Below are 7,319 nucleotides of genomic sequence, written 5' to 3' on the forward strand. Positions count from 1 at the left end.
CCCACCCCCACGGGCGAAACGCTTCCGATCATGCGCAAACCACTTCAGGTACTGGCGGTGCTCGGACTGGCCGCCTGCGTCACCACGACCCCGGCGCACGCGGCCACGACACCGACTTGGACCACGTGCGTCGACGCCCCGCTCCAGGAGTGCGCCACCCTCCAGGTCCCCCTGGACTACCGGGACCCCGGCGGTCCCCGGATATCCCTGGCGGTGTCCCGGATCCGGACCGCGCGCCCGGACCTGCGCCGCGGCGTGCTCCTGCTGATCCCGACCGGCCCCGGCAACCCCGGCCTGACCCGCCCCACCACCCTCGGCCTGCGCCTGCCCCGGCCGGTCCTCGACCGCTACGACATCGTCGGCTTCGACCCGCGCGGCACGGGCCGCAGCACCCCGGCGTCCTGCGGGGTCACCGGCCCGGACGCGGAAGCCGCGCTGTTCTCCCCGTGGCCCGGTCCCGACGGCGACATCTCCGGCAACGTGGCCAAGGCCAAGCGGATCGCGGACGCCTGCGCGCGCAACGGCGGCGACCTCCTCCGGCACATCAGCAGCCGCACGGAGGCGATGGACATCGATCGGATCCGCCAAGCGCTCGGTGAGCGGACGCTGTCCTCCTGGGGTGTCTCGTACGGCACCTACCCGGCCGCGGTCCACGCGACGCTGTTCCCCGACCGCACCGACCGGGTCGTGCTGGACAGCAGCGGCGACCCGGACCCGAGCCGGGTCGCGCGCGGTTGGGCGGCCAACTTCGCGGTGGGCGCGCGGGACCGGTTCCCCGACTTCGCCGCGTGGGCCGCGGCGCGCGACGCCGAGTACCACCTGGGCGCGACCCCGGACGCGGTCACCCGCCACTACCTGGCCGTGGCCGAGACCCTCGACCACAACCCGCGTCCGGACCTGTCCGGGGCCCTGCTGCGCAGCATCGTGTTCACCTCGCTGCAGAGCGACGCGTCCTTCCCGCTCGCCGCGACCGTGCTGCGCGGCGACCCGACCCCGCCGCTGCCGGTCCCCAGCCCGGAGGCGTTCCAGCGGATCGTGGCGGTGGGCGCCGCGACGGCGTGCAACGACGTGCGCTGGCCGCGGTCGGTCGAGGCCCACGCCGCGGCGGTGGCGCGCGACCGGACCGAGTACCCCTTGACCGGCGGCATGCCCGCCAACATCTGGGCGTGCTCGTTCTGGCCGTACCCGGCGGGCGACCCGGTGGTCATCTCGTCGCGCGGACCGGAGAACGTGCTGCTGGCGCAGAACCGGCGCGACCCGAACACCCCGTACTCGGGCGCACTGCGGATGCGCGCGGCGTTCGGGCACCGGGCGCGGATGGTGAGCGTGGACTCGGGTGGCCACGGCGCGTACCTGGCCAACGGCAACGCCTGCGGTGACGCGGCGGTGACCGCGTTCCTCGTCGACGGCACGCACCGCGACGCCACCTGCTGAAGATCACCCGGTTGCGCGGGTGTCCCCGCCACCCGCCGGTCCCGCCGCGTGCGAGGGTCGGCGGGTGGCCGGTGGTGACTTCGAGATCGGGTCGGCGAGTGCCGACGAGGTTCGGCTGATCGCCGAGTGGGCGGCTGAGGAGCGGTGGAACCCGGGGCTGGCCGATCCCGCGGCGTTCGCCCCGGCCGACCCGGGCGGTTTCCTGGTGGGGCGGCTCGGGGGTGAGCCGATCGCGTGCATCTCGGCGATCCGCTACGGCGCCGGGTTCGGGTTCATCGGCTACTACATCGCCCGGCCGCGGTGGCGCGGTCAGGGCTTCGGGATCCAGGTGTGGCGGGCGGGGATGGCGCGGCTCTCGGGTCGGCTCGTCGGGCTCGACGGGGTCGTGGACCAGCAGGACAACTACCGCGAGTCCGGGTTCGCGCGGGCGTGGAACAACGTGCGGTACGAGGGCGTCCTCCCGGTTTCCGACGTCGAGGGCTCCGCTGGGGACCCGGTGGCGATCGTGGACGCCCGGTCCGTCGCCTTCGACCGGATCGCGGGCTATGACCGGAAGTTCTTCCCCGAGGCCAGGGACGCGTTCCTCGCGGGCTGGGTCGGCCTGGGCGGCCGGACGGCGCGGGTCGCGGTGCGCGACGGCGAGCTGTGCGGGTTCGCGGTGCGCCGGGACAGCCGCGCCGCGTCGCGCGTCGGACCGCTCTACGCGGACTCCCCCGGCGTCGCGGCGGCGCTGCTGCGCGCGGTGTCCGACGGTGGGCCGCTGGCGGTGGACGTGCCGGACGCGAACGCGGCGGCGACCCGGCTGATGGCCGACCTGGGGTTCGCGCCGACCTTCGAGGCGGCGCGGATGTACACCGGCCCCGCACCGGCGGTGGACCTGGCCGGGGTCTACGGCGTGACGAGCCTGGAGCTGGGCTAGAAGGCGTCCGCGCTGGTCAGTTCCCGCTCCAGGGCGTCCGCGCGGGTGACCAGGCGGGTGAGCGGGCCGCCGAACTCGACGCCGACGCCCCGGTCGGCCAGCGGCGCGGCGTGCTTGAGCAGCGCGACCCCGTCGACCACGGCGGCGGCGCCGATCGGGTCGGTCGCGGCGGCGGTCAGCAGGGCGCGCAGGTCGATGTCGTCGGCGCGGCCCACCGGCGAGGAGATCTCCACCCAGTCGCCGTCCTCGGCGGTGATGTGGTGCACGGCGACCTGCTGGGAGCGCTCCCCCTCGGTGTCCAGCCGGAACCGGAGCCAGCCGTCGGTGTCCTGCAGGACCTCGTAGCGGGTCCGCACGTAGTTGATCACGTCGGTCCATGTGGCCACGGTGCCGCTCCCCGCGTCGAACTGGGTCAGGAATCTAGCGGCCGAAGCATCTCATGCCCGCCCGCCCACCGTGACACGGACGTGGGAAAGCGCGCCGGGGCTGTCGACCGGGCGCTAGCCCTGCCAGGTGCCCTCGGGTTCGCGGAGCATGATCAGCGAGTTGAAGGGGCGGCGGGCGCTCGGCGTCGTTCGCTCGATCGGGTGGCCCAGGCGGAGCAGGGCCTGCGCGTACCCGGGCAGGCCCAGGATCTCGGCGAGCCTGGACCGTGATTCCAGGACATGCAGTGGCTGCGTGATCGCGGAGCCCGTGAGGGCGTGGGCGGTCGCGCCGAGCCAGGCGTGCGCCAGTGCCATGCCCGCGCGCAGGTGGTCCAGCCGCGTGTCGGTCGGTGTGGCGACGACCAGGTGCGACTCGGCGGCCAGGCGCTGGATCAGGATCTCCTCGTCGGGCAGCCGGTTGTCCGGCGCCCTGGTCATGGGTCGCGCGCCCGGCCCGGCCGATGTGCCCGGCGCGGTCCACGCGGCGAGCTCCCGCTGGTAGGCGCGGTCGTCGCGGAGTACCTGGGCGCTGCGCAGCAGCAACTGCGCCAGGTCGCCCACGGCCTCGGTCGGCACCACCCGCACGGTCACGTCCGGCACGTCGCACCCGCGGGCCAGCTCGCCCGGCAGCGCGGTGTCGACCGGCTCGGGCGCGAACGGCGCGGGGTGGGCGCGGCGCGACCGGATGGCCCGGAACCGCGCATGGTCGGCCTCGTCGGGTGCCGCCCGCCCGGCCGCGGTGACGGTGCCGACCACGTCGCGGCGCGTCGGGTCGGGGAACGCGGACCACCGGGACGTCCAGCCCAGCGACCGGACGGCGAGGCGCAGGTTGGTCAGCGCGGCGCCGCAGGAGAGCATGCGGTCGCGGCCCAGCGGGTCGTGCCGGGGCAGGGCGATGTCGACGCGTTCGAGCACCGACCCGGCGCGGTCGCGCAGCTCCAGCCGCCACGGCTGGGTGTTGTGCACCGACGGCGCCCGGCTCGTGGCGGCGGCCAGGACCGCGACCTCGGACTGCGTCCACTGCTCCGCCGGACTCACCCGGCCACCTCCTCCACCGCCCGGCGCCGCGTGGGACTGCCCACGTGCCCGTAGCCGATCCTCAGGACTGTGTGCACCATCCCACCTACCAGGGCGCCGAGCGCGCGTCTAGTGGTGGGTACCTCGACCGGCTGGGACAGCGGCGACACCGCGAGCCCGGAGGCGGTGGCGGTCAGCAGCACGCGCTGCATGGCCTGCCCGGCCACCACCTGGTCGGCCGGGGTGTCGCCGAGGGTGGTGAGCACCGCGAGCAGCGGTACCCGCTCGAAGTCGGCCTCGGGCGCGCCGAAGTCGCGTAGTGCGACGAGACCGCCCGGGGTCGGGGAGCGCCCCAGCGCCGACGCGGGGACACCGTCCGCGCGGCCGGGCCCAGCCAACCAAGACCGCAGCTCGGCGCGGTAGGCGGGGTCGCCGCTCTGCACCCGGTCGGCCCGACGGATCAGGTCGGCGACGGGGGTGAACAGCTCGGGCCGGTCGACGAGCACGAGCCGCGCCCCCTCGGCCGCAGCGGCCCGCGCCAACGGCACCCGCAGCCGCTCGGGCACGGCCCGGTCGAGGAACGGCCTGCGATTGGTGTGCCTGCGCGGGACGGCGGCGGCGAGGGTCCGCTCCTGTTCGGTGGGCCGGTGCCGCACGTCCAACTCGACCTCCGCGAGCAGGTCGTCCCGCTCCCCGTCGGGCCGCACCCGGACCCGGGCCGCGAACCCGTCGACGGCGAGCGCGAGGCGCAGGGTGTAAAGGGCGGCGCCGCAGGAGAGGCGGGCCTCGTGGCCGTGGGGGTCGACCACGGCCAGCACCCGGTCCCGGTCCAGCCACACCTCGATGACGCGCCCGCGCCGCGCGAACCGCCACGGCTGGGAGTTGTGCACCGACGGCGCGCGGGTCGCGGCCGCCAGCGCCCGGTGGATCACCTGGTCCACTTCGGAGTCCGTGGGCATGGCCGTCCTTTCGTCACTCCCAGGTTGCCCCGCCGGTACCCGTGGTCGACACCGCCCCGGGGCCTCCCCCCGGCGGGACCTTCGACCTCACACCCCCTGCCGGACAACGACGAGCAGGTGCCGCGACCCACTCGCACTCGGGGTGGGATTCACCCGCCGACCGTTCGGGGCCCGCGACCGCACGACAAGTGGCCAAGCAGCGGCACGGGTCGAGGCTCCCCAACCTGGAGTTCTTAGGACCGCCTGGGCGCAGGACGAGCCAACGGCCATACGACCCAACAGTCCGCACGGCCACCGCGCACCCCCGGACGTCACCACCCCGGCGAGTTGTCCACAGGCATGATCGTCTCCGGCCGGAATTGTCAGTCCCGGCCGGGAGAATTGATTCCGGGGGCCGGAGGCATACCGTGATCATTTCCCGCGGCCGGGAGGCGGCCTGGAGAAGGCACCGACGGCTACTGTTCCCGGGGTGAAATCCACGGCGGGGCGTTGCCCGCGCCCCGGGGTGGGTATCGCCACGGGGTCGGGCGACGCTAGGAGGTGCGGTGGCTGAGATCCTGGTCGCGGGCGGGTGGGGGCTGCTCGCCGGGTCCGCGCTGGTGCTGGGCGCGGCGGTGGGGTTCTTCGCGCGGGTGCGTCCGCCGGTGGTGGCGGCGGTGATGGCCTTCGGCAGCGGCGTGCTGCTGTCGGCGGTGTCCTTCGAGCTGATCGGCGAGGCGCACGAGCAGGGCGGCATGGTGCCGACCACCATCGGCGCGGTCGGCGGCGCGGTGGTCTACACGCTGGCCGACGTGTGGTTGGCGCGGCGGGGCGCGCGGCACCGGAAGCGCTCGGGCGGGCAGCAGCCGTCGGAGCGGGAGCAGGCCGGTTCGGGCACGGCGATGGCGTTCGGGGCGCTGCTCGACGGGATACCGGAGTCCATTGTGATCGGCACGAGCCTGCTCGGCGGCGGCACGGTCAGCGCCGTCACCGTCGCGGCCGTGTTCATCAGCAACGTGCCGGAGGGCCTGTCCAGCGCGGCGGGCATGCGCCGGGCGGGCCGGGACCCGCGCTACGTCTTCGGGTTGTGGGGCGGCATCGCGGTCATCAGCGGCGCGGCGGCGATGCTCGGCTACGGCGCGCTCGGCGACGCGCCACCCGGCCTGCTGGCGGGCATCACCGCGTCGGCGGGCGGGGCGATCCTGGCGATGATCGCCGACACCATGATCCCGGAGGCGTTCGCCGACGCGCACCTGTGGATCGGCCTCATCACCGTGATCGGTTTCCTTACCGCCTTCGCGCTGTCGCAGGCGTGACCCCGCTTCCTTACCCCCACGAGCCCCCCACGATCGGGTGCGCCGTGGTGCCGCGCGCGCGACACGGGGAATACCGTCGATGGCGGTTCGGCGCCCGTGACAGGAGGAGAAGAAAGCAGTGAGGACAACCCGACTGATGACGTTGGCAGTACTCGTATCCGCACTAGTCGCGGCCCCCGGGACCGCGACAGCGGCAAGGGGTCTGTTCGTCTACTACGAACCAAGCGGCGGCGCGGGCATCATCGACCCAGACGACAACACCTGCTACCGCCTCGAACCAGGCACTTACCACCTGGACAACCAGACGAACCGCCAAGCGCTCCTCTACGCCGCCCCCGACTGCGGCGGCGCACCGTCGGCCGTCATGGCCCCCAACACGGAACTGGGCGCCCCCGGCCACGCCGCGGTCCTGTTCCACCGCTGAACACCCGGACGCCGAACACCCGGCCACCAGACCGCGGCGCGACCCGCGGTTGTCCACAGGCATGATCGTCTCCGGCCGAAATCGTCGGTCCCCACCGGTAGAATTGATTCCGGGGGCTGGAGGCATACCGTGATCACCTTCGCCGCGACGTTCACCAGGCGGGCGGATTCGAACACTGGCAATCACCTCGGGCGTTTGGCGCTTCCCGAGTGGAGGCAGTGCGGAACGCAGGTCGACCCGCGGGGATGTTTCCAGTCAGCGAGGCTCGGGTCATTCGGATCCGGTCGCCTCTCGAATCGGGCGGCGAGATGATCACAGTATGCCGCCGGCCCCCGGAATCAATGCTACCGGCCGGGACCGACGATTCCGCCCGAAGATGATCATGCCTGTGGACAACCGGTCGACGCGATGACGGCTGTGGGTGCGGCGGCCGCGTGGACCGCTGGACCATATCGCGGGGCGCCTCTTGCCAGGTTCAGGCCGATCGGTTCGCACGACCCGACGATCCCGCGGCTTCCGCACACCTCGGCCGCCATCACCTCGACGAGTTGTCCACAGGCATGATCATCTTTGCCCGGAACTGTCGCCCCTCCCCGGTAGAATGAACACCGGGGGCCGGAGGCGCAATGCCACTAACTTAGGCTAGGTGCGAGGATTCTGATGGTGGCCGGACCCTGATGTCGAACGCCTTGATGTTTGCCCTTTTTGGTGGGGTAGCGTTTATGGCGTCCACGTTTGGCCACACGGGGGTACGTTCGGTGCCTTCGGGCCGCGAGGTGTCTCTCGTTGATTTCCGCGCGGGTCTCCGATAACGCTCTCGCCTGGCGCTCAGGGGGAAAAATCCGC

The 7,319-nt window shown here is 73.4% G+C and carries 7 protein-coding genes; 4 read left to right on the forward strand and 3 right to left on the reverse strand.

Features of this window, described 5'->3' with window-relative positions; genetic code table 11:
* Positions 1-30 precede the first annotated feature (30 nt).
* Together CLV40_RS23335 and CLV40_RS23340 are read left to right on the forward strand one after the other, a co-directional pair.
* Positions 31-1,434 (forward strand): alpha/beta hydrolase, encoded by a 1,404-nt coding sequence (locus tag CLV40_RS23335; protein ID WP_104481104.1) that lies wholly within the window; start codon positions 31-33, stop codon positions 1,432-1,434.
* 64 nt (positions 1,435-1,498) lie between these two features.
* Positions 1,499-2,353 carry a GNAT family N-acetyltransferase gene (locus CLV40_RS23340; protein WP_104481105.1) on the forward strand — a complete coding sequence of 285 codons (855 nt, stop codon included), beginning with the start codon at positions 1,499-1,501 and terminating at the stop codon, positions 2,351-2,353.
* On the opposite strand, the gene CLV40_RS23345 is transcribed toward CLV40_RS23340, so the two are convergent.
* The 3 genes from CLV40_RS23345 to CLV40_RS23355 all read right to left on the reverse strand — a co-directional run bounded on the left by CLV40_RS23345 (position 2,350) and on the right by CLV40_RS23355 (position 4,754).
* The gene (locus CLV40_RS23345) at positions 2,350-2,739 is read right to left on the reverse strand and encodes a hypothetical protein (protein ID WP_104481106.1); all 390 of its coding nucleotides are present in this window, start codon (positions 2,737-2,739) and stop codon (positions 2,350-2,352) included. The genes CLV40_RS23340 and CLV40_RS23345 overlap by 4 nt on opposite strands.
* A 114-nt stretch (positions 2,740-2,853) precedes the next feature.
* Positions 2,854-3,816, reverse strand: coding sequence for an Acg family FMN-binding oxidoreductase (locus CLV40_RS23350; RefSeq protein WP_181043678.1), 963 nt, complete (start codon positions 3,814-3,816; stop codon positions 2,854-2,856).
* Positions 3,813-4,754: an Acg family FMN-binding oxidoreductase gene (locus CLV40_RS23355; RefSeq protein WP_104481107.1), complete on the reverse strand. Its 942-nt coding sequence runs from the start codon at positions 4,752-4,754 to the stop codon at positions 3,813-3,815. The genes CLV40_RS23350 and CLV40_RS23355 overlap by 4 nt, the downstream gene beginning before the upstream one ends.
* Before the next feature lie 545 nt (positions 4,755-5,299).
* Here CLV40_RS23355 and CLV40_RS23360 point away from each other — a divergent pair.
* Positions 5,300-6,049 (forward strand): ZIP family metal transporter, encoded by a 750-nt coding sequence (locus CLV40_RS23360; RefSeq protein ID WP_104481108.1) that lies wholly within the window; start codon positions 5,300-5,302, stop codon positions 6,047-6,049.
* A 136-nt stretch (positions 6,050-6,185) separates the two neighbouring features.
* Positions 6,186-6,473: a hypothetical protein gene (locus tag CLV40_RS23365; protein ID WP_104481109.1), complete on the forward strand. Its 288-nt coding sequence runs from the start codon at positions 6,186-6,188 to the stop codon at positions 6,471-6,473.
* Positions 6,474-7,319 lie beyond the last annotated feature (846 nt).

The sequence above is a fragment of the Actinokineospora auranticolor genome (assembly GCF_002934265.1).
GTDB classification, from domain to species: domain Bacteria; phylum Actinomycetota; class Actinomycetes; order Mycobacteriales; family Pseudonocardiaceae; genus Actinokineospora; species Actinokineospora auranticolor.